The sequence below is a fragment of the Pikeienuella sp. genome (genome assembly GCF_046290545.1).
Lineage (GTDB): Bacteria > Pseudomonadota > Alphaproteobacteria > Rhodobacterales > Rhodobacteraceae > Pikeienuella.
The window spans coordinates 151309-168119 of sequence record NZ_JBKAGV010000007.1; the positions used below are offsets into that span (position 1 = coordinate 151309).

Sequence of the window (16811 nt, forward strand, 5' to 3'; positions counted from 1 at the left end):
TGGCCTCATCCGGCGGGTTTGTAACCATGCGCCGCGACGAGATCGCGCCGCCGCAGCTTTCCGTTCGGGTTGCGCGGGAGATCGGGCAGGATGCGGACGATCTTGGGGCGCTTGTAGTCCGCGAGTCGCGCCGCTGCATGGGCTTCGAGCGCGGCGGGCTCCTGCGCGCCTTCCACGGTCAGGAAGGCGGCGATGACGGAGAGATCGGCCCGGACGGGAAGCTCCACCGCGGCGGCCCCGGTGACCGCGGGATGGGAGAGGAAGGCCGCCTCCACCTCCTCCGGCGCGACGCGGTAGCCGAGGGCGTTCATCTGGTCGTCCGCCCTGCCGTGGAAGGCGATGTATCCGTCCTCGTCCATCACAGCGACATCGCCGGTCAGGAACCACTCGCCGCGCATCGAGGCCGCGGTTTCCGCCTCCCGGCCCCAATAGCCGAGCGTGAGGCCGGGGTCGGAGCGGTGGACGGCGATGATTCCGGGCTCCCCCAGCGGCACGGGCTCCTCGCCCCCTTCGACGGGGAGGAGCGCGACGCGGCGGCCCTCCTGCGGGCGCCCGGCCTTGCCGGGGCGGGGCGGATGGTCGGGCGAGGAGGAGATGTAGGTGGAGACCTCCGTCATCCCCAAGGCCTCGTAGACCGGTTTCCCGGCCCGCGCCTCCCAGTCCGCGCGGAGCGGCGCGGCCATCGTCTCCCCGGCGGAAAGGACGTGGCGGAGGCCGGCGAAGCCTTCGAGGCTCGCGCCTGACTTGAGGAGCTGCCGGTAAACCCCCGGCGCGGCGGCGAAGATCGTCGCGCCGTGTTCGGCGGCGAGGGCGGGCCATATGCCGGGGTCGCGCGGGCCGGCGTAGATCAGCGTCGCCGCGCCCATCGCCCAGGGGTCCATCAGCCCGGCGCCGAGCGTGTAGGTCCAGTTGAAGGCGCCGGCATGGAGCATCACGTCCTCCGTCCCCATGCCATACCATCCGCGCCACATCATCCGCCGCGCCCAGGCGGCGCGGTGGGCGTGGGCGACGCCCTTGGGCCGGCCGGAGGAGCCGGAGGTGTAGACGATATAGGCGAGATCGTCCGCGCCCGTGTCGGCGAAGCCGGCCTCCGGCCCGTCGATCTCCTCCGGCGGAACGGCGCCGGGCAGGGGTTCGGAGGAGACGATCAGGCGGGCGCCCACATCCGCCCGGATATGCTCCAGCTCCGGCCCGGTCAGCATCGTCGAGGTCGGGACGGGGACGGCGCCGATTCCGGCGGCGGCGAGGAAGAGGATCGGAAAGTCGGTCGTATGGCCGATCCGCAGCATCACCCGGTCACCCGGCCCGACGCCGAGCGCGAGGAGGCCGCCGGCGGCGCGGGCGACCCGGCGGCGGAGATCGCCATAGGTCAGCCGCTCCGGCGAAGGGTCCCCCGCGCTCCGCGCGACCGTCAGCGCGACCTTCGCCTCCGGCCCGGCGCCCATCGTGTGCGCCGCGAGGTTGAATCGGGCGGGGCAGGGCGGCGGCGGGCCGAAATCGCATTCGCTGAGGCGGAGAGGCATGGAAAGGCTCGCATGGGCGCCCGGAGCGGGCTATTTCTGGCGTCGGGGCGTGGAGGATGGACCGATGAGCGACGGCGAGCAATCCCGCGAGGCGCGAGACCTCCTGCGCATCGCCGCGCATGAGGGGGAGGGGCCGCGCGTCGCCCCGCTCCGGCTCGGGGAGCGGGTGCGCGCCATCCGCCGCGCGCGCAACTGGACGCTGGAGGAGGCCGCGGGCCGCGCCGGGCTCGCCCGCTCCACGCTCTCCAAGATCGAGAACGAGCAGATGTCCCCCACCTTCGACGCGGTGCAGAAGCTCGCCCGCGGGCTCGACATAGACGTTCCGCAGCTCTTCCAGCCCGCGCCGCTCGACCGCGTATCGGGCCGGAGGGCGGTGACGCGCGCCGGGGCCGGGCGCCCGCATCCGACCGCGACCTACGAACACGAGCTTCTCGCGCCCGAGCTCTCGCGCAAGCGGATGCTGCCCTACAAGACGGTGATTCACGCCCGCGATTTCGGCGAGTTCGACGACTGGGTGCGCCATGAGGGGGAGGAGTTCCTGCTCGTGCTCTCGGGCTCGATCCGGCTCTATACGGAATTCTACGAGCCGGCGGAGCTGGGCGAGGGGGACAGCGCCTATTACGACGGGGCGATGGGCCATTGCGTGATCTCGACAGGGCCGGAGGATGCGACGATCCTCTGGGTGACGACAAGCTGAGGGGCCGGAAATCTCCTTTGCGGCGGGGGGTTGCGGAGGGCGCGGATTCGCGTATGTTCCGCCTCTCTTTTTCAGGGGCCGAGGGACGTTCGCAGGGCGCGGGCGGAGCGGAAGCCCGAATGCCGGCGTGGACCGGCGCGATGAAGGATCAGGATCATGGCGGTCCCCCAGAACCGAAAGACCCCGTCCAAGCGCAACATGCGCCGGAGCCACGACGCGCTGAAGGCGACGTCTTATCTCGACTGCCCGAATTGCGGCGAGCTGAAGCGCCCGCATCATGTCTGCGGCGCCTGCGGCCATTATGCGGGCAAGGAAGTCGTGGCGATGACGCCGGAAGTCGACCTCGAAGAAGACGCGGCGTAAGACGGCGCAGATCCCGCGCCCTTCCGGCGCGGGCGCGGAGGCGGTGACGGAATGGACGGCAAGACGGTCATTTCCGTCGACACGACCGGCGGAGACCGCGGACCCGGGACGATCCTCGCGGGGCTCTCCAAGTCGGCGAAGAAGAATCCGGCGATCCGCTACATCCTGCACGGGGACGAGGCGACGCTGGAAGGCCTCCTGCGCCGGCGCCCGACCTTGCGCGCCATTTCCGAGATTCGCCATGCCGGCGGCGTCGTGCCGATGGACGCCAAACCCTCCTACGTCATCCGCCATGCGGCGGGCACCTCGATGCTCGGGGCGCTCGATTCCGTGCGCTCGGGCGAGGCGCAGGTGGCCGTGAGCTGCGGCAATACCGGCGCGCTGATGGCGCTCTCCATGCTGCGGCTCCGCACCGCGCCGGGGGTGGACCGGCCGGCCATCGCCGTGATGTGGCCGAGCCATGCGCCGCACGGCTACAACATCGTCCTCGATGTCGGGGCCGACGTGCGGTCGGACGCGCACACCATGGCGGAGTTCGCGGTGATGGGGGCGGAATACGCGCGCCTTTCCTTCAACCTCGCACGGCCGCGCGTCGGCGTTCTCAACGTCGGCTCGGAGGACACCAAGGGCAGGCCCGACATCCGCGAGGCCGCCGCGCTGATCGGCGAGATCGGACCCTCGGCCGGGGAGTTCGAGTTCGTCGGCTTCGTCGAGGGGGGCGACATCGTCTCCGACCGGGTGGACGTGATCGTGACGGACGGCTTCACCGGCAACATCGCGTTGAAGACGGCGGAGGGGACGGCGCGCTTCATCAATGATTCGATGCGGCAGGCCTTCTCCAAGGGAATCCTCTCCCGCCTCGCCGCGCTGATCGCGCTCGGCTCGCTCACCCGGCTGAAGAAGCGGATCGACCCGCGGCGTGTGAATGGCGGCGTGTTCCTCGGGCTCAACGGCGCGGTGGTCAAGAGCCACGGCTCGGCGGACGCCACCGGCGTCGCCGCCGCGGTGAAGCTCGCCTTCCGCATGGGGGAGACCGGATTCGCCCGCCGCGTGGCGGACCGTGTGGCGTTGCTCCCGGCCGGGCGCCGCGCCGTCGCCGCCGACGGGCATGGCGGCTGAGGCTGCGAGGGGGATGAGACCGCAATGACCGTAACGCGCGCCGTCGCCCTCGGCTGCGGCCACTATCTCCCCGCACGCATCGTCGAGAACGCCGAATTCGCCGGCCAGGTCGAGACGTCCGACCAGTGGATCCGGGAGCGGACGGGGATCGAACGGCGCCATTTCGCCGCCGAGGGCGAGGCGACCTCCGACCTCGCCATCGCCGCCGCGCGCGCCGCGCTCGCCCATGCCGGGATCGACGGGCGGGAGATCGACGCGATCATCCTCGCCACGGCGACGCCGGACGCGACCTTCCCCGCCACCGCGACCCAGGTGCAGCAGGCGATCGGCGCCGGCGGCTTCGCCTTCGACGTGCAGGCCGTCTGCGCCGGGTTCATGTATGCGCTGGCGACGGCGGACGCGCTGATCCGCGGCGGGCAGGCGCGCACGATCATGGTGATCGGGGCCGAGACCTTCTCCCGCATCCTCGATTTCACGGACCGGCGCACCTGCGTCCTCTTCGGGGACGGGGCGGGCGCGCTGATCCTCCGTGCGGAGGAGGGGGCGGGCGGGACTGCGGATCGCGGCGTGCTCGGCGTGAAGCTCCGCTCCGACGGCGCGCATCGCGACCTCCTCTATGTGGACGGCGGCCCCTCGACCACCGGCAAGGCCGGCAAGGTCCGGATGGAGGGGCCCGAAGTCTTCAAGCACGCCGTCGTCAAGCTCGCGGACATCGCGCATGAGGTGATGGAGGCGGCCGGCGTCTCGGGCGCGGATGTCGACTGGATGGTGCCGCACCAGGCCAATCTCCGCATCATCGCCTCGACCGCGAAGAAGTCCGGCCTGCCGATGGAAAAGGTGGTGGTGACGGTGCAGGAGCATGGCAACACCTCCGCCGCCTCGATTCCCCTCGCGCTCTCCGTCGCGGTGGCGGACGGGCGCGTCCGGCGCGGCGATCTTCTCCTGATGGAAGGCATCGGCGGGGGCCTCGCCTGGGGCGCCGCGCTCCTCCGCTGGTAGGCGTTCGCAGGCGCCGAAAGACCGCTTTGCAAGCCGTTGATATTGACTCTCTTTCGCCGTTGAGTGACGTTTCGACTCTGTCGCGGCGAAATTCGGCCTGCGCTGATTAGATTGAAGTCTTCGCACCGACCGGGAGGCGGCTTAATGGCGAAAACGCTTACACGCGCGGACCTGAGCGAGGCGGTGTATCGCGCCGTCGGTCTCTCTCGCAACGAATCCGCCGATCTGGTTGAGAGCATCCTGCAGCACATCTCCAATGCGGTCGTCGCCGGGGAGACTGTGAAAATCTCGTCCTTCGGCACGTTCAGCGTGCGGGAAAAGGGGGCGCGGATGGGCCGCAACCCCAAGACGGGCGAGGAAGTGCCGATCGAGCCGCGCCGCGTGCTCGTTTTCCGCCCCTCGCATATCCTCAAAGACAAGATCAACGGGGCCTGATCCGATGCAGGAAGAGCGCGCGCGCAATATTGAGGGGACGGCGGAGGAGCGCGCCGCGCCCGAGAAGGCCGCCGAGGCCTTCCGGACGATCAGCGAGGTCGCCGAACTGCTCGACACGCCCGCGCATGTCCTGCGTTTCTGGGAGAGCAAGTTTTCCCAGATCAAGCCGCTGAAGCGTGGCGGCGGGCGGCGCTATTACCGGCCGGAGGACGTGGCGCTGCTGCGCGGCATCCGCGGCCTGCTCTATGACGAGGGCCTGACCATCAAGGGCGTGCAGAAGGTTCTGCGCGAGCGGGGGCAGCGCCATGTCGCCGGCGTCGCGGCCCCGGAAGCGCCCGCCCCGGCCCCGGCCGCCGCCCCCGCTTCCGCCGATGTGGAGGCGACGGTCGCGCGGCTCGAAGCGCTCCGGAACCGGCTCCGCGGGAATTGACGGGGGCCGCGCCGCGCCCCGCCTTTCGCGCTTGCCAGAGCGCGCGGGCGCGCGTAAACCCGCGCGGCGAACGGGCCATAGCGCAGTCTGGTAGCGCGTCCGTCTGGGGGACGGGAGGTCGTAGGTTCGAATCCTGCTGGCCCGACCATTCGCGGCGCTGCGCAAGCCGCCGCTGTCTTTCCAGACGTCTTTCCGGGGCGCTCCGCATGACCCTTCCCGGCGTCCTCCCCGACCACGAGATCCGCGCGCTGCATGACGCAGGCGCGATCCGCTCCGATGCGCCGCTCGCCGAGGGGCAGGTCCAGCCCGCGAGCCTCGACCTCCGGCTCGGCCCCCGCGCCTGGCGCGTGCGCGCCAGCTTCCTCGCGGGCGCGGGGCGGCGGGTGGAGGAGCGGCTGGCGGAATTCGCCATGCACGAGATCAGCCTCGAAGGCGGCGCAGTGCTGGAGCGGGGCTGCGTCTATCTCGCCCCGCTGCAGGAGGCGCTGCGCCTGCCGCCCGGCCTCTCCGCCGCCGCCAACGCCAAGAGCAGCACCGGGCGGCTCGACCTCTTCACCCGGCTGGTGACCGACCGGGGCGTGGAGTTCGACACGATTCCCGAAGGCTACGAAGGCCCGCTTTATGCGGAGATCAGCCCGCGGGCCTTCTCCGTCCTCGTCCGGCCAGGCGCGCGGCTGAACCAGATCCGCTTCCGCCGCGGCCGCGCCGCGCTCGACGATGAGGCGCTCGTCGCGCTCCACGCGGAGGCGCGGCTGGTCGACGGGGAGGCGCGGATCGACGGCGGGCTCGCCTTCTCTGTCGATCTCGCGCCCCGCGAGGGCGGGATCGTCGGCTGGCGCGCGCTCGACAACGCGCCGCTGATCGATCTCGACCGGATCGGGCATTACGCGCCCGAGGAGTTCTTCGCCCCGGTCCGCCCGCTCGCCGGCGGCGGCGTGATTCTCGACCCGGGGGCGTTCTACATCCTCGTGAGCCGGGAGGCGGTGCATGTGCCGCCGCTCTTCGCCGCCGAGATGACGCCCTACATGGCCGTCGCGGGCGAGTTCCGGGTGCATTACGCGGGCTTCTTCGACCCCGGCTTCGGCCATGCGGAGGCGGGCGGGGCGGGCGCGCGCGGCGTGCTGGAGGTGCGCTGCCACGAGGCGCCCTTCGCGCTGGAGCACGGGCAGGTCGTCGGCCGGCTGGTCTACGAGCGGATGACGTCGCGGCCCGCCGCCCTTTACGGCGCGGGGCTCCGCTCCAACTATCAGGGGCAGGGCCTGAAGCTGGCCAAGCAGTTCCGACAGGCGGCTCATGGACCTCACGACGCGCGTTGACAATTATTGCGAGCGGATCGACCCCTCGTTCTGGGCCGAGCCTCTGAATGCGGTCACCAACATCGCCTTCTTCATCGCCGCCTTCGTCGCGCTCTCGGCCGCGCGGCGGGAGGGGCGGGTGGAGTTCCTCTCCGTCGGCATGATCTTCCTCGCGCTCTGCGTCGGCACGGGCTCCTTCCTTTTCCACACCTTCGCGACGCGCTGGGCGGGGCTGGCGGACACGATCCCCATTCTCCTCTTCATCCTCTTCTATCTCTACGCGGCGACGCGGCGCTTCCTCGGCCTGCCGGTCTGGCTCGCGCTGCTGGCGCCGGTGCTTTTCGTGCCGTTCACGGCGGCGTTCCTGCAGCTATGGGCCATCGCCCTGCCGGGGGTGCGGTTCTCCCAGGCCTATCTTCCCGTGCTCGTCGCCCTCGCCGCCTATGGCGCCGTGCTCAGGATGCGGGGGCATCCGGCCGCCTCATGGCTCTTCGCCGCCGCGGGGGTGTTCTTCGTCTCACTCACCTTCCGGAGCATCGACGGGCCGGTTTGCGGGAGCTTCGCGACGGGGACGCATTTCCTCTGGCACATCCTCAACGGCGTGCTGCTGGGGATCGTGATGCTCGCCTTCATCCGGCACGGCGCGCGGGGCGGGGCGCGGCTTGCGATGCGGACCGCCCGCGGCTAAACCCCCGCCATCGCTGAGGCGGAGGGCGCATGTCGGTCGATCAGGAAACGGCGCGGAGGGCGGCGCATCTCGCCCGCATCCGGGTGGAGGAGGCGGAGCTGCCCGCGCTTGCGGCGCGGCTTTCCGCCATTCTCGACTTCGCCGCGCAGCTTTCCGAGGTGGACGTCGAAGGCGTCGAGCCGATGACCTCGGTGACCCCCATGGCCCTGAAGATGCGCGACGATGTGGTGACGGACGGCGGCATCCGGGAGAAGATCCTCGCCAACGCGCCGGATGCGCGCCAGGGCTTCTTCGCTGTGCCGAAGGTGGTGGAATGACCGCGCTGAACCGCCTCACCCTCGCCGAAGCGCGCGACGGGCTCCGCCGGAAGGATTTCACCTCGGCCGAGATCACGGCCGATTGCCTCGCCGCGATGGAGGGTGCGAAGGCGCTCAACGCCGTCACCTGCCCGACGCCGGAAAAGGCGATGGAGATGGCGAAGTCGGCGGATTCCCGCCTCGCCGCCGGGGGCGCGCCGGACATGTGCGGCCTGCCGCTCGGCATCAAGGACCTCTTCTGCACCGAGGGCGTGCAATCGCAGGCCGCGTCGAACATCCTCGCCGGGTTCCTGCCGCCCTATGAGAGCACGACGACCGCGCAGCTCTGGCGGGACGGCGCGGTGATGCTCGGCAAGCTGAACATGGACGAGTTCGCGATGGGCTCCTCCAACGAGACCTCGGCCTATGGCCCCGCGATCTCGCCCTGGCGGCGGCCGGGCTCGAATGCGCCGCTCACGCCGGGCGGCTCCTCGGGCGGCTCGGCGGCGGCGGTCTCCGCCGATCTCTGCCTCGCCGCGACGGGGACGGATACCGGCGGCTCGATCCGCCAGCCCGCGGCCTTCACCGGCATCGTCGGCGTGAAGCCGACCTATGGCCGCGTCTCCCGCCGCGGGATCGTCGCCTTCGCCTCCTCGCTTGACCAGGCGGGCCCGATGACGAAGACGGTGCGGGACGCGGCGATCATGCTGCGGGCGATGGCGGGGCACGACCCGCTCGACAGCACCTCCGCCGACCTCCCCGTTCCCGATTTCGAGTCCGCGCTCGAAGGCGACATAAGGGGCAAGGTGATCGGCCTGCCGCGCGAATACCGCGTGGAGGGGATGCCGGCGGAGATCGAGGCGCTCTGGTCGAAGGGCCGGGCGATGCTGGAGGATGCAGGCGCCGAGGTGCGGGAAATCTCGCTCCCCCACACGAAATACGCGCTCCCCGCCTATTACATCATCGCGCCCGCGGAAGCCTCCTCCAACCTCGCGCGGTATGACGGCGTGCGCTACGGCGCGCGGGCGAAGATCCGGCCGGGGGAGGGGATCACGGCGCTCTACGAGCGGACGCGGGCGGAGGGGTTTGGCGCCGAGGTGAAGGCGCGGCTCCTGACCGGCGCCTATGTGCTCTCCGCCGGATACTATGACGCCTATTATCTCCGCGCGCAGAAGGTGCGGGCGCTCATCAAGCGGGATTTCGAGGAGGCCTTCGCCGCGGGGGTGGACGCGATCCTGACCCCGGCGACGCCTTCGGCCGCCTTCGCGCTCGGCGAGGTCGGGGCGGACGACCCGGTGGCGATGTATCTCAATGACGTCTTCACCGTGACGGTGAACCTGGCGGGCCTGCCCGGCGTGTCGGTTCCGGCCGGGACGGACCCGCAGGGGCTGCCCCTCGGCCTACAGCTTATCGGCCGCCCCTGGGAAGAGGCGGGCATGCTCTCCATCGCCCGCGCGATCGAGGATCGGGCGGGTATCTCCGCGAAGCCGGAGCGCTGGTGGTGACGGGGCAGGTCAGGCCTTGAGATTGGTGGCGGCGAGACGGCCGTTTCGCCCTTCCTCCAGTTCGTAGGAGACTTTCTGCCCCTCGGTCAGCCCTTCCATCCCGGAACGCTGAACCGCGGTGATGTGAACGAATATGTCCTTCCCGCCATCCGCCGGTTCTATGAAGCCATAGCCCTTGGTGACGTTGAACCACTTGACGGTGCCCGTCGGCATGCACGTGCTCCTCGAAGTCGGGCCGCCCGTGGGCGGCGGTCATGCGCCGTCAACGTCCTCCTTCTCGCGTTCCGGGCCGAGGGGCCCGGCGCCGAGCCGATGAGATTACATCGACGTCGCTTCGTTAACGTGGCAGGAAACTGCCCGAATCACAAGCAATCCCTTGTTCCGGACAAGTTGTGCGCGTTGCGCTCAGCGCCCCGGCGAAGCGGCGCCCGGCGCGGAAAGGATCACGCGGCGCATCCTTGCGAAGAGCGCGACATCGGCGGCGAAACGCTCGTGCAGGCGCTCCGGGCGCCCCGCCTTCGCCAGCCGCGCCAGCGCATCCTCCCCGACCGCGACGAAGTCGGCATCCGGCCGCCGGGCCATGCCATGCAGGAGCGCGGTGGAGGTGAGGCCGAACACCGTGCGGAAGAGGCCCGTCTCGATCAGCGCCTCGGCCTCCATCTCGTCGAGCGCCGCGGGCGCGCTCCGCGCCGAGACGCCCGCCTTCGCGAGATCGGCGAGGAGCGCGGCGCGCTCCGCCTCCGTCTCCCGCGGATGCGCCTTGACGAGAAGGCGGCGCGCGCCGGCGGCGGCGAGCGCCTTCGCCACGGCCCGGCGCAATGCGCCGCCGCCATAGACCTGGCTGACATGCAGCGCTTCCCCCGGCTCGACGGGGGAGAGCGCCGCCCGCGCCCGCTCGATCGCCTCGGGCGAGGGCGCGATGACGAGCCGCCGCGCGGCGCCAACGCCGAAGCCCGCCGCGTCGAACGCCTCGGGAAAGGCCATCCAGGCGGCGTCGAAGCGCCGCCGCCGCGCGAAGAAGGCGGCGGCCTCGGGCCCGGCGCGGAGCCGCGCGGCGGCGCGGCCGGCGGCGGAGGCCATCGCGGCGCGCGCCGCGCCCTCGGCGAGGCCGCCCGCCATCCAGCGCGCGGCGTCGAAGGCGCGGCCAGGGCGCCCCTTGCCGAGCGCGCGGCGGATCATCACGAGATCGGCCCCCGCCTTCTCCCGCGCCCGGGCCAGCGCCTCCGCCGCGCCCGGCATGTCGAAGGAGGGATCGTCGGCGCGTCGATAGCTTGAAAGCCCGTCCTCGAAGAGAACGATCCGCGCGCCGCGCCTCTCCATCCGGCCCGCGAGCCAGGCGAGGTGGAAGCGGCCGTTGGCGACCCAGAGCTCCTCGGGCGCCGGCCCCTCGACAACGGGCGCGAAGGCGGCGAGGTGGCGCGCGATCACCGCGGGGGCGGGGCGGTGCGGCGTCTCGGGGAGGGTGACGGCGCGGATCGTCAGGCCGGAGCCCGCCGCGAAGGCCTCCATCCGCGCCGCGAGGCCGGGATTGCCCGAGGGAAGGAGCAGGAGGAGCGCGGCCGGCCCGCCCGGCGCCTGCGCCGCCGCCGCGGCGGCGTTCCGCACCTGGCCGACCGTCTCCGCGACGAAGAGGCGCCCCGCCGGCTCAGCCGCGCGCGACGCCCCCTTCACGGATCAGCCGCGCCATTTCAGCTTCGCGCGCTGCACCGCCTCGACGGGCAGGATCTCCTCCCGCTTCCCGGCGAGGGAAAGGTCCACATTCGCGACGTCGCGGCAGAGACGGCGGAACCCGTCCGGCTCTAGGCTCGCGGCGTGGTCCGTGCCCTTCCAGGTCCGGTCGAGCGTGAAATGGCGCTCGATATGGGAGAAGCGGCCATGGCCCTCCGCCTCCTTCATCCGCCCGATGGCGAGGGCCGCGATGTCCGCCGCGATGCCGAGGTGATGGCCGGAAAAGCCGATCCCCTTCACCCTCTCGCCGAAGGCCTCCATCATCCGCCCGATCTCGAACAGGCAGACATCCTCGAAGGCGACAGGATAGCCCGAGGTGCAGGCGTAGATCACCACGTCCTTCGCCCGCCCGCGCTCCTCGTAGAACTTCACCACGCCCTCGATCTCCGCGCGCGTCGACATGCCGGTGGAGACGTGAATCTCCCCGCCGTAATGCGCGCAGAGATATTCCTGAAGCCCGTAATGCTGGTTCGTGGCGGAGGGGATCTTCAGCAGCGGCGGCTCCAGCGCGGCCATCTCCTTCGCGGAGGTCAGGTCCCATACGGAGGTGGAATAGGCGATCCCGTTCGCCCGGCATTCCGCGATGAGCTCCCGGTGCTGCTCCGTGTCGAATTCGAGGAACTCGCGGTGCGCGCCATAGGTCGGCCCGTAGGAATTCTCCGGCACGGGATGCGGGGCGTCGTACTGATCCGGCGGCAGCAACTCCCGGTTGTAGCGCTTCTGGAACTTCGCCACGTCCGCCTTGCAGACATGCGCGGCGACCCGGATCATCTCTTTCGCGATGTCGAGGTCGCCCTTGTGGTTGCAGCCGATCTCCGCGATGACCTGCACCTTCTGGCGGGCGTTGCTCATGGTTCCGGTCTCCTGTCTCGCTTTTTTCGCGTCGCCGCGCCCTGATGGTCCATCTCCGCAAGGCACGCAAGAGCGATATGGTAGGCCGTCGAGGCCGGCATGACGGACGATGTGACGCGCCCCGAGGCGTCCAGCCGGTCGAACCAGCCGCCCGGCGCGGGCGTCGCGAGATAGGGGGCGAAGGGCAGGGCGGAGAGGTCCTCCGCCGCGCCGAGGCGGCGGGCGGCGACGCGGGCGGCGCGGAACCGCTCCGTCTGCGGCCAGAGGCGGCGGCTCTCCTCCCGCGGCTCGGATGCGTCCGGCAGAAGCCCGTCGGCGCCGGTCTCCCGCTCCACGAAGCGCCAGAGCGGGGCGAGGTCGACGCCGGAGGCGCGGCCCGTCAGCCGCTCCCAGTGGTCGATCAGCACGATCCATTCGGCGACATGGCCGGGCTCGACCCGCTGCCCGGCGGAAAGCGGCCGCCAGTCCGCGTCGAAGAACTCCCGCACCGCGCCGTCCGGGCCGAGGAACGCCCCGCGGAAGAGGGCGAGGCATTCCTCCGCCACGGAGAGCCAGGCCTCGTCCCCCGCCTCGGCCTTCGCCGTCGCCGCCTCGAAGAGATGCATGTGGGCGTTCTGGCCGCGGGGGATGGCGGGCTCGCCGAGCCGCTCGCGCCAGCCGCGCGGGGCCCGGAGACGCGCGAGCGCCGCGGCCCCCGTCTCTCCCGGCGCCGCGCCGGCCCGCTTCAGCGCCGCCTCCGCAAGGAGGAGGAAGGCGACGTCGTAAAGGTCATGCGGCGCGGCGAGGATCGTTCCGTCCCGCGCCATGAGGCTGGCGAGGGCGCCGGAGCCCGGCTCGAACCCGCGCTCCAGCACCGCGGCGAAGAGCGCCTCCGCCAGCTTCAGGTCGCCCGTCCCCCAGATTCGCGAGGCGGTGGCGAGGACGAAGACCTGCCGGAGCTGCACGCGGAGCCGCTTCGGCGTCTGCGGCAGCGGGCGCCCCTCGTGATCCAGCGCCTCGAACACGCCGAAACCCTCGCGGTCGACCCCCGCGCCGCGCCAGAGCGGCAGCGCCTCGTCGCGGAACCAGCCCGGAAGCGCCTCCGCCCGCGCCGGCCTCATGCCGGCGCCGCGTCCAGCAGCGCCTCCGCCATGACCCGCAGCGCGCCGCGCCCGCCGGGGAGGGGCAGCACCCAGTCCGCCTCCGCGAGGACGGCGGGCCAGGAATCGGCGGGGCAGGCGGACAGGCCGGCGCGGCGCATCGCGGGGAGGTCGTTCACATCGTTCCCGACAAAGAGCGTCTCCTCCCAGCCGATCCCCGCCGCTGCGAGCCAGGCGCCGAGCGCGACGACCTTGTCGTCGATTCCCTGCAGCGCCTCGATCCCGAGCTTTTCCGCCCGTCGGGCGACGACCGGGTTGCGCTCCTTCGAGAGGATCATCAGCCGCCAGCGCCCCGCCTCGCGCAGGCGGGAGAGGCCGAGCCCGTCCCCCCGCGAGCTCCGGACCGACTCGACGCCGTTCTGGTCCGTCGTCACCCGGTCGTCGGTATGGACCCCGTCGAAGTCCATGACGACGGCGCGGATGACGCGGAGCCGCTCCGGCGGCGCCTCGCGCGCGCCCGGAGCGGCGGCGATCCGCTCGCAGAGCGCGAGGTCGGCGAAGCTGTCGATCTCCACCGGCGGATGATCCGTGACATGCAGCGCGACCCTGCCGCAGAAGCGGGAGCGCGCGGCCTCGAACGCGGCGGTGCGGACGGCGTAAACCGCGCCCGTCTCGACATATTGCGGAGGCAGGTCCTGCCTCCGCTGGCGCGGCTTCGTCTCGTCATGATTGACGCCGTGGCCGAGCCCGCCCTCGCCGATGGTCCAGAGAAAGCCGTGATCGGGCCGGACGGCGAGCGCGCATTCCGCGCCCGAAGCCGCCATCGCCGCGAGGCAGCCGTCGATATCCGCCGGCGTGGTGAAGGGCGAGGTGCACTGGAGGAAGACCAGCGCCTCCGGAGCCGCGCCTCCCGCGCGGATGACTTCGAGCGCATGAAGCCAGCCCGATTCCGAACTCGCCGCATCGCCAGAAATCTCCGCCGGCCTCGCGATCGCAACGGCCCCGAACCGCCGCGCCTCGGCGGCGATCGCCTCGTCATCCGTCGAGACGAAGACGGCGTCCACCCCCTCCGCCCCCCGCGCCGCCCGCACCGAACGGCCCACGAGGCTCACGCCGCCGACGGGGCGCAGGTTCTTTCCGGGAACGCCCTTGGAGCCGCCGCGGGCGAGGATGATTGCAGCGGTTCTCATGCGTGGGCCCTTTCGCGCGCCCTCTGGCGGGGCGGGGCGCGCATTCTCGATTTCCGATGCGGGGCCTCATACCGGTCTCGCCGATATCCGGCAATCTCGCCCCCTTATCCCGCCTCCACCTCCACCGAAGCCGTATGCGCGCTCGTCCCCTGGCCGAGGCGGGAGGTCCCGCGGTCTTCCGTCAGGACATTGGGGTTGCCCTGAAGGTCTGTCCCGTCCTCCGCCTTGTCGAACCAGGCGCCGGTCGGCAGCGCGACGACGCCGCGGAGCACCGTCTCCGTCACCCGCACGCGGGCGCGGCAGGCGCCGAGGGCGTTGAAGACGCGGGCGATGGCGCCGTCGGCGAGCCCGCGCGCCGCGGCGTCGTCGGGGTGGATCGAGAGCGGGGCGGGGCGGGCGCCCGGCTCGTCCTCCAGCGCGCATTCGAGCTGGCTGTGGAGCTTGTCCGCCGGCTGCGGCGAGACGAGGCGGAGCGGGTGCGCCGGATCGGCCTCGGGCGGGAACCAGGTCGGGTGGCCGGGGCAATCGTCATAGCCGAAACCCGCGATCCGCCCGGAGAAGATCTCGATCCTGCCCGAGGGCGTGCCGAGCGGCGCGGCCTCCGGATCCTTCCGGAAGGCGACGAGGGCCGTTCGCTCGAAAGCCTCGCCCTCGATGGGAAGCTCCACGAAGTTCCGTTCCTTCAGCTCGTCGAGCGACGGCGTCTCCAACCCCGCCTCGGCGCAGCCCTGTCGGAACCGGTCATAGAGATGGGTGATCCACTCCTCCGCGCTCCGCCCCTCGGTGAAGGCCGCGCCGCAGCCCAGCCGTTCGGCGAGGCCGGAGAAGATGGCGTAATCGTCGCGCGCCTCGCCCACCGGCTCGATCATCTTCGGCATGTGGAAGAGGAACGGGTCGGAGAAGGCGCGGCCGATATCCTCCCGCTCATAGGGCGTCGTCGCCGGGAAGACGATGTCGGCGCGGAGCGCCGTCGCGGTCCACCACGGCTCGGTCACGATCACAGTGTCGGGCCGGCGGAAGGCCTCTTCGAGGCGGTTGAGGTCCTGATGATGGTGGAAGGGGTTGCCGCCGCTCCACATCACGAGCCGGATGTCGGGATAGGTCCGCCGCTCCCCGTTGAAGTCGTAGTCCGCGCCCGGGTTCAGCAGCATGTCCGCCACGCGGGCGACGGGGATGACGGCCTGCACCGGGTTCCGCCCCTGCGGCAGGGCGAGCCCGCCGAGCCGCTTCACCGGCGTGCCGACCCCGCCGATGGAGCCGTAGCCATAGCCGATCCCGCCGCCCTTCAGCCCGATCTGCCCGAGCATCGCGGCGAGGACGGTCGCCATCCAGAAGGGCTGCTCGCCGTGGCGCTGGCGCTGGAGCGCCCAGGCGACGGAGATGAAGCAGCGCGTCCCCGCCATGCGGCGGGCGAGGGCGCGGATGTCCCCCGCGGCGATCCCGGTCAGGGGCGCCGCCCATTCCGGCGATTTCGCCACCCCGTCCGCCTCGCCCGTGAGGTAGGGGCGGAACCGCTCCCACCCTTCCGCGCAGCGGGCGAGGAAGGCGTGGTCCGCCAGCCCCTCCTCCTCCAGCGCGAAGGCGAGGCCGAGCATGAGCGCCGTGTCCGTTCCGGGGCGGACGGGGAGCCATTCGGAGCCCTCCCATCCGTCCGTTCGGAGCGGGGAGATGTTGACGAGCGCGGCGCCCCGCGCCCGCATCGCCTCGAGCGAGGGGCCGACGGCGTGCCGCGTCACCCCGCCCATCGAGACCTGCGCGTTCTTGCGCCCGATCCCGCCGAACATGACGAGCGTCTCCGTCTCCCGCGCGATCTGGCTCCAGGAGGTCTGCTCGCCATAGCTGAACTGGAGGAAGTCCATGCCGAGCACATGGGGCATGATCGATTGCGCGCAGCCTGTCGAATAGCTGGCGAAGGAGGCGACGTATCCGCCCGCGCAGTTGAGGAAGCGATGCACCTGGCTCTGCGCATGGTGAAAGCGCCCGGCGCTGCCCCAGCCATAGGAGCCGCCATAGATCGCGCCGTTCCCGTGCTCCCGCCGCACGCGGCCGATCTCCGCCGCGGCGAGGTCCAGCGCCTCGTCCCAGGGGAGGGCGACGAATTCGTCCGCCCCCCGCCTCTCCCGCGCCCGGCCCGGCCCGCCCTCCAGCCAGCCGCGCCGCACGCTCGGCCGCGCGACGCGCTTCTCGTGATGCACGGCGGCGGGCACGGAGAGGCAGATCGGGGACGGGTCCGGATCGTCCGCGAAGGGCGCGGCGGAGACGAGGCGGCCGTTTTCGGCGGCGATGCGGAACGCGCCCCAGTGGCTCGATGTGGTTTTCTCGATCCGTCCCATTCACGCCTCCGTTTTCAGCAGCCATGGAACATAGCCGCGCGGCGCGGCGCAAGGGCGGGGGAACGACGGCGTCAGGTTCGGCGGACGGTATTGTGCGGAGCGGGAGTTAAAAGCGCCCGGCTGATCTGACCCACGTCAGATCAGCCCGCGGTCGTCGCCCCCCGGCGACCGCGTTTCCGCGCTCGCCGTGACGACCACGATCTGATCTTCGACGTTCGGGAAGGCTTGGCGCCTTTCGGCCTCCGCAGGGGCTCCGGCCGAACGGCCTCTGCGGCTTTC

General features: G+C 71.6%; 16 protein-coding genes, 1 tRNA gene and 1 pseudogene. 11 read left to right on the forward strand and 7 right to left on the reverse strand.

Annotated features, from left to right (window positions below; translation table 11 throughout):
* Nucleotides 1-5: 5 nt before the first annotated feature.
* Nucleotides 6-1523 carry a class I adenylate-forming enzyme family protein gene (locus ACE37J_RS05780; protein ID WP_409708452.1) on the reverse strand — a complete coding sequence of 506 codons (1518 nt, stop codon included), beginning with the start codon at nt 1521-1523 and terminating at the stop codon, nt 6-8.
* A gap of 64 nt (nt 1524-1587) precedes the next feature.
* Between ACE37J_RS05780 and ACE37J_RS05785 the strand changes: the two genes are divergently transcribed.
* The 11 genes and pseudogenes from ACE37J_RS05785 to gatA all read left to right on the forward strand — a co-directional run bounded on the left by ACE37J_RS05785 (nt 1588) and on the right by gatA (nt 9350).
* The gene (locus ACE37J_RS05785; RefSeq protein ID WP_409708455.1) at nt 1588-2220 is read left to right on the forward strand and encodes a helix-turn-helix domain-containing protein; all 633 of its coding nucleotides are present in this window, start codon (nt 1588-1590) and stop codon (nt 2218-2220) included.
* A gap of 156 nt (nt 2221-2376) precedes the next feature.
* Entirely contained in the window at nt 2377-2583 is a 207-nt protein-coding gene (gene rpmF, locus ACE37J_RS05790) for a 50S ribosomal protein L32 (RefSeq protein ID WP_409708458.1), read from the forward strand.
* 51 nt (nt 2584-2634) lie between these two features.
* Nucleotides 2635-3702: a phosphate acyltransferase PlsX gene (gene plsX / locus ACE37J_RS05795; RefSeq protein WP_409708461.1), complete on the forward strand. Its 1068-nt coding sequence runs from the start codon at nt 2635-2637 to the stop codon at nt 3700-3702.
* Between the two features lie 24 nt (nt 3703-3726).
* Entirely contained in the window at nt 3727-4701 is a 975-nt protein-coding gene (locus ACE37J_RS05800) for a beta-ketoacyl-ACP synthase III (RefSeq protein WP_409708464.1), read from the forward strand.
* Nucleotides 4702-4845: 144 nt separating this feature from the next.
* The gene (gene ihfA, locus ACE37J_RS05805) at nt 4846-5136 is read left to right on the forward strand and encodes an integration host factor subunit alpha (protein WP_409708467.1); all 291 of its coding nucleotides are present in this window, start codon (nt 4846-4848) and stop codon (nt 5134-5136) included.
* Between the two features lie 4 nt (nt 5137-5140).
* Nucleotides 5141-5506: pseudogene (locus ACE37J_RS05810) on the forward strand (MerR family transcriptional regulator); the annotation flags it as partial.
* A gap of 131 nt (nt 5507-5637) precedes the next feature.
* A tRNA-Pro gene (locus ACE37J_RS05815) sits at nt 5638-5714 on the forward strand.
* Nucleotides 5715-5772: 58 nt separating this feature from the next.
* Nucleotides 5773-6882, forward strand: coding sequence for a 2'-deoxycytidine 5'-triphosphate deaminase (locus tag ACE37J_RS05820; protein WP_409708470.1), 1110 nt, complete (start codon nt 5773-5775; stop codon nt 6880-6882).
* Nucleotides 6860-7549, forward strand: a complete 690-nt coding sequence (locus ACE37J_RS05825) for a ceramidase domain-containing protein (RefSeq protein WP_409708473.1) — start codon at nt 6860-6862, stop codon at nt 7547-7549. Before ACE37J_RS05820 ends, ACE37J_RS05825 begins: the two co-directional genes overlap by 23 nt.
* Nucleotides 7550-7578: 29 nt before the next feature.
* Entirely contained in the window at nt 7579-7866 is a 288-nt protein-coding gene (gene gatC / locus ACE37J_RS05830; RefSeq protein WP_409708476.1) for an Asp-tRNA(Asn)/Glu-tRNA(Gln) amidotransferase subunit GatC, read from the forward strand.
* The gene (gene gatA / locus ACE37J_RS05835; RefSeq protein WP_409708479.1) at nt 7863-9350 is read left to right on the forward strand and encodes an Asp-tRNA(Asn)/Glu-tRNA(Gln) amidotransferase subunit GatA; all 1488 of its coding nucleotides are present in this window, start codon (nt 7863-7865) and stop codon (nt 9348-9350) included. Before gatC ends, gatA begins: the two co-directional genes overlap by 4 nt.
* 9 nt (nt 9351-9359) lie before the next feature.
* Here gatA and ACE37J_RS05840 read toward each other — a convergent pair whose 3' ends face one another.
* From ACE37J_RS05840 to ACE37J_RS05865, 6 genes are all read right to left on the reverse strand, one after another.
* Complete coding sequence (locus ACE37J_RS05840; protein ID WP_409708482.1) at nt 9360-9563, reverse strand: cold-shock protein; 204 nt, start codon at nt 9561-9563, stop codon at nt 9360-9362.
* 192 nt (nt 9564-9755) lie between these two features.
* Entirely contained in the window at nt 9756-11021 is a 1266-nt protein-coding gene (locus tag ACE37J_RS05845) for a polysialyltransferase family glycosyltransferase (RefSeq protein WP_409708485.1), read from the reverse strand.
* Nucleotides 11022-11024: 3 nt separating this feature from the next.
* Nucleotides 11025-11930, reverse strand: a complete 906-nt coding sequence (locus tag ACE37J_RS05850; RefSeq protein ID WP_409708488.1) for an N-acetylneuraminate synthase family protein — start codon at nt 11928-11930, stop codon at nt 11025-11027.
* Nucleotides 11927-13030 carry an AGE family epimerase/isomerase gene (locus tag ACE37J_RS05855; RefSeq protein ID WP_409708491.1) on the reverse strand — a complete coding sequence of 368 codons (1104 nt, stop codon included), beginning with the start codon at nt 13028-13030 and terminating at the stop codon, nt 11927-11929. The genes ACE37J_RS05850 and ACE37J_RS05855 overlap by 4 nt, the downstream gene beginning before the upstream one ends.
* Entirely contained in the window at nt 13027-14199 is a 1173-nt protein-coding gene (locus ACE37J_RS05860; protein WP_409708493.1) for a cytidylyltransferase domain-containing protein, read from the reverse strand. The genes ACE37J_RS05855 and ACE37J_RS05860 overlap by 4 nt, the downstream gene beginning before the upstream one ends.
* 104 nt (nt 14200-14303) lie before the next feature.
* The gene (locus tag ACE37J_RS05865; RefSeq protein ID WP_409708496.1) at nt 14304-16532 is read right to left on the reverse strand and encodes a molybdopterin-dependent oxidoreductase; all 2229 of its coding nucleotides are present in this window, start codon (nt 16530-16532) and stop codon (nt 14304-14306) included.
* Nucleotides 16533-16811: the final 279 nt, after the last annotated feature.

Bases quoted from the DNA above. Each gene is read 5' to 3' on its own strand.
- gatC (WP_409708476.1), top strand. From the start codon at position 7,579: ATGTCGGTCGATCAGGAAACGGCGCGGAGGGCGGCGCATCTCGCCCGC.
- ACE37J_RS05865 (WP_409708496.1), bottom strand. From the start codon at position 16,532: ATGGGACGGATCGAGAAAACCACATCGAGCCACTGGGGCGCGTTCCGC.
- rpmF (WP_409708458.1), top strand. From the start codon at position 2,377: ATGGCGGTCCCCCAGAACCGAAAGACCCCGTCCAAGCGCAACATGCGC.
- gatA (WP_409708479.1), top strand. From the start codon at position 7,863: ATGACCGCGCTGAACCGCCTCACCCTCGCCGAAGCGCGCGACGGGCTC.
- ACE37J_RS05855 (WP_409708491.1), bottom strand. From the start codon at position 13,030: ATGAGGCCGGCGCGGGCGGAGGCGCTTCCGGGCTGGTTCCGCGACGAG.
- ACE37J_RS05780 (WP_409708452.1), bottom strand. From the start codon at position 1,523: ATGCCTCTCCGCCTCAGCGAATGCGATTTCGGCCCGCCGCCGCCCTGC.
- ACE37J_RS05820 (WP_409708470.1), top strand. From the start codon at position 5,773: ATGACCCTTCCCGGCGTCCTCCCCGACCACGAGATCCGCGCGCTGCAT.
- ACE37J_RS05785 (WP_409708455.1), top strand. From the start codon at position 1,588: ATGAGCGACGGCGAGCAATCCCGCGAGGCGCGAGACCTCCTGCGCATC.
- ACE37J_RS05825 (WP_409708473.1), top strand. From the start codon at position 6,860: ATGGACCTCACGACGCGCGTTGACAATTATTGCGAGCGGATCGACCCC.
- plsX (WP_409708461.1), top strand. From the start codon at position 2,635: ATGGACGGCAAGACGGTCATTTCCGTCGACACGACCGGCGGAGACCGC.
- ACE37J_RS05800 (WP_409708464.1), top strand. From the start codon at position 3,727: ATGACCGTAACGCGCGCCGTCGCCCTCGGCTGCGGCCACTATCTCCCC.
- ihfA (WP_409708467.1), top strand. From the start codon at position 4,846: ATGGCGAAAACGCTTACACGCGCGGACCTGAGCGAGGCGGTGTATCGC.
- ACE37J_RS05840 (WP_409708482.1), bottom strand. From the start codon at position 9,563: ATGCCGACGGGCACCGTCAAGTGGTTCAACGTCACCAAGGGCTATGGC.
- ACE37J_RS05860 (WP_409708493.1), bottom strand. From the start codon at position 14,199: ATGAGAACCGCTGCAATCATCCTCGCCCGCGGCGGCTCCAAGGGCGTT.
- ACE37J_RS05850 (WP_409708488.1), bottom strand. From the start codon at position 11,930: ATGAGCAACGCCCGCCAGAAGGTGCAGGTCATCGCGGAGATCGGCTGC.